General features: G+C 67.5%; 2 protein-coding genes. Both read left to right on the forward strand.

What is annotated here, in order from left to right; translation table 11 throughout:
* Window positions 1-483: 483 nt before the first annotated feature.
* Window positions 484-2541 (forward strand): S9 family peptidase, encoded by a 2058-nt coding sequence (locus QSK26_RS41325; RefSeq protein ID WP_285780837.1) that lies wholly within the window; start codon window positions 484-486, stop codon window positions 2539-2541.
* Window positions 2538-3563 (forward strand): L-glyceraldehyde 3-phosphate reductase, encoded by a 1026-nt coding sequence (gene mgrA, locus QSK26_RS41330; protein WP_285780838.1) that lies wholly within the window; start codon window positions 2538-2540, stop codon window positions 3561-3563. Before QSK26_RS41325 ends, mgrA begins: the two co-directional genes overlap by 4 nt.
* Window positions 3564-4033: the final 470 nt, after the last annotated feature.

Raw genomic sequence — 4033 nt, forward strand, 5'->3', positions numbered from 1 at the left:
TTCCGGGGCGTTTCCGCTTTTGTTTTGTTGTCTTCACTCTATTGTCCCCGCCGGTTTCAGTCAAACCAGCGGATCCGCTTAGAATTCCGACCGCCCCGTTTCCGGGACAACCCCTCTAACTTACCAGACCCTGACCGGTTCTTCGAACCGGTCTCCGTGACCTGGGAGATCAAAGAGATTGCCGACACTTACGCGCAGGCCACACCGATACTCTCGCGAGTGATCCATGTGGTTTGCGCGGAACCGCGCCGACACCAAAAGATTACCAGCCCTCCAGACGCGCTCGGGACGTAATCGCGGGGTCCGCAAGTGGCGACCGGTATTGCGACCTTCCTCCATATGCGTCCCTACCTGGGGTGTCAGGGCGGGTCCAGCATGCGTCGATCGCCGACGGCGGAGCCGTTCGTCCACAGGCCCTCTCGGTTGTCCACAGGCGCGCCGGGAAGCCTGGCGGGCGGCACACGGCGACATAGACTCGGCCGCGTGAGCAGCGAAACACCACCAGTGGCCAAGAAGGTCCCCACGGAGAGGACCCATCACGGGGACACGGTGACGGACGAGTACGCCTGGCTTACCGCCAAGGACGATCCGGACACCGTCGCCTACCTCGAGGCGGAGAACTCCTATACGAAGCAGTCGACCGCCCACCTAGGGGAGGTCAGCGAGAGCATCTTCCAGGAGATCAAGAAACGCACCCTGGAGACGGACCTGTCCGTCCCGACCCGCAAGGGCGCGTGGTGGTACTACGGGCGCACCGAGGAGGGCAAGCAGTACGGCATCCAGTGCCGTGTGGCGGCCACCGGTGAGACGCCACCCGACATGGGCGACGGCTCGCCGCTGGCAGGCGAGGAGGTGCTCCTCGACGGCAACGAGCTGGCCGGCGACAGCGCGTTCTTCGCCGTGGGCACGTCGGCCGTCAGCCCCGACGGCTCCAAGCTCGCCTTCTCCACCGACTTCAAGGGCGACGAGCGCTTCACCCTGAGGTTCAAGGACCTGCTCACGGGCGAGACGCTGGCCGACGAGATCCCCGGCATCTCCTACGGCGGCGCCTGGTCGTCAGACTGCTCCACCTTCTTCTATACGACGGTGGACGAGGCTTGGCGGCCTTACCGCCTCTTCCGGCACGTGATCGGTACTTCGGCCGAGGACGACGTGCTGGTGTACGAGGAGACCGACGAGCGCTTCTGGGTCGGCATCGGGCTCACCCGCAGCGAGCGCTACCTCGTGCTCGGCCTGGCGAGCAAGATCACCAGCGAGGTCCGCTTCCTGGACGCGAGCGACCCGGCCGGCGAGTTCACCGTCGTCAGGCCGCGCACGACCGGCGTCGAGTACAGCGTGGAGCACAGCGCCGACGGTTTCCTCATCCTGCACAACGACGGCGCTCGCAATTTCGAGATCGCCACCGCTTCCGTCGACGACCCCGCGACGTGGACCCCGCTGATCGAGCACCGTGAGGACACCCGGCTCCTCGACGTCGACGCCTTCGCGACGCACAACGTGGTCCACTTCCGGCGCGACGGCCTGACCGGGATCCACGTGCTCCCGGCCGGTGGCGACGCTTATGAGATCTCGTTCCCCGAGCCGATCTACACGGTCGACGTGAGCGGCAACCCGGAGTTCAGCACCTCCAGGCTGCGGCTCGGCTACACGAGCATGGTGACCCCGCCGTCGATCTACGACTACGACCTGGCGGACAAGAAGCTCATCCTGCTGAAGCAGAAGCCGGTGCTCGGGGGTTACGACCCCGCCGACTACGAGCAGCACCGCGAGTGGGCGATCGCCGAGGACGGCGCGCGGATCCCGATCTCGATCGTCGCCCGCAAGAGCGTGGACCGGCCGGCGCCGACCGTCCTGTACGGCTACGGCAGCTACGAGATCTCCATCGACCCGTCCTTCTCGCTGGCCAGGCTCAGCCTGCTCGACCGGGGTGTGGCCTTCGCCATCGCGCACGTCCGGGGCGGCGGCGAGATGGGCCGCCAGTGGTACGAGGACGGCAAGTTCGGCAAGAAGAAGAACACCTTCTCCGACTTCGTCGCCTGTGCCCGGCATCTGAAGAGCTCGGGCTGGTCCAGCGAGATCGTAGCCCGGGGCGGCTCCGCGGGCGGGCTGCTCATGGGCGCGGTGGCCAACCTCGCGCCGGAGGAGTTCGCCGGCGTCGTGGCGGACGTGCCGTTCGTCGACGCGTTGAACACCATCCTCGACCCGTCCCTCCCGCTGACCGTCATCGAGTGGGACGAGTGGGGAGACCCTCTGCACAACCCCGAGATCTATGCCTACATGAAGTCATATTCCCCTTATGAGAATGTGGACGGCCGGGTCTATCCTCCGATCCTGGCGCTCACCAGCCTGAACGACACGCGCGTCTTCTACCACGAGCCGGCCAAGTGGATCGCTCGGCTGCGAGCCACCGCCAAGGGCGGTCCCTTCCTGCTCAAGACGGAGATGGGTGCTGGGCACGGCGGGCGGAGCGGCCGTTACGACGCGTGGCGTGAGGAAGCTTTCACGCTCTCCTGGATTCTCGACAAGTTGGGGGCGCAATGACCTACGTAGCCGCGGACACCCGATACGAAGGACTGCCTTACCGCCGGAGCGGCAGAAGCGGCCTGAAGCTGCCCGTGATCTCACTCGGTCTGTGGCACAACTTCGGGGACGACAAGCCGGTGGACGTCCAGCGGGCCATCCTGCGACGGGCCTTCGACCTCGGAGTGACCCACTTCGACCTGGCGAACAACTACGGCCCGCCGTACGGGTCGGCGGAGATCAACTTCGGCCGTGTCTTCCACCAGGACTTCGCGTCCTACCGGGATGAGCTGATCATCTCGACCAAGGCGGGTTACGACATGTGGCCCGGTCCCTATGGCGAGTGGGGTTCGCGGAAGTACCTGCTGGCCAGCCTCGACCAGTCGCTCAAGCGGATGAACCTCGACTATGTCGACATCTTCTACAGCCACCGGCACGACCCTGAGACTCCGCTGGAGGAGACCATGGGCGCCCTGGACCACGCCGTGCGGTCCGGCAAGGCGCTCTACGCCGGCATCTCGTCCTACTCGCCGGAGGACACCGCAGAGGCGGCCCGCATCCTGCGCGAGATGGGCACGCCGCTGCTCATCCACCAGCCGTCCTACTCGATGCTCAACCGGTGGATCGAGGGCGGCCTGCTCGACACGCTGGAGACCGAGGGCGTGGGCTGCATCGCCTTCTCGCCGCTCGCCCAGGGCATGCTGACCGACCGCTACCTCGGCGGCATCCCCGAGGGCTCCCGCGCGTCGCAGGGCAAGTCGCTCAGCCCCGACCTGCTGACCGACGAGAACCTCCGCCACGTGCGCGCGCTCAACGAGATCGCGGGCCGGCGCGGCCAGACGCTCGCCCAGCTCGCGCTGGCCTGGTCGCTGCGGGACTCGCGGGTGACGTCCGCGCTGATCGGCGCGAGCAGCGTCAAGCAGCTTGAGGACAACATCGCGACGGTGAACAACCTGTCCTTCTCCGCCGAGGAGCTCGACGCGATCGACAAGGACGCGATCGAGGCCGGGATCAACCTGTGGGCCGCCTCCAGCCGGAGCTGACCCCCAGCACGTCCACCGGAGCCCGCCGAGCGAAGGACCGCCCGGCGGGCTCCGCCTTTCCACGCCGCCGCCCCCACCCCCACCACACCAGCAAGGCCGCCGGAGGCGCGGGATGCCGGGAGGGAGATGGCTGAGGAACTTCTGTGGGGACTAGGCGGGCGGCGAGACCGGATGTCGGGGCAGGGGACAGAGGGACGAAAGAACGAAGGCGGTCCGTCGGAGGCGGGGTGAGGGGACGGCGGAGCAGAGGAAGGGCTGCGGCGCGGGGTGGTGGGGTGGCGCTTGCGGAGTGGAACTCGCGGCGCACGGAGGGATCTCGCGCACGGAGGGATCTCGTGCGCGGGGAGACTCCGCGCGGAGGGATTTCGCGCGCGGGGGTACAGGTCTCGTGGGGGCGGGTCTCGTGGGGCGCGGGTCTCGTGGGGCGCGGGTCTCGTGGGGGGCGGGTCTCGTGGGGGGCGGGTCGCCTG

The sequence above is a fragment of the Microtetraspora sp. NBRC 13810 genome (genome assembly GCF_030268685.1).
GTDB lineage: Bacteria > Actinomycetota > Actinomycetes > Streptosporangiales > Streptosporangiaceae > BSRQ01.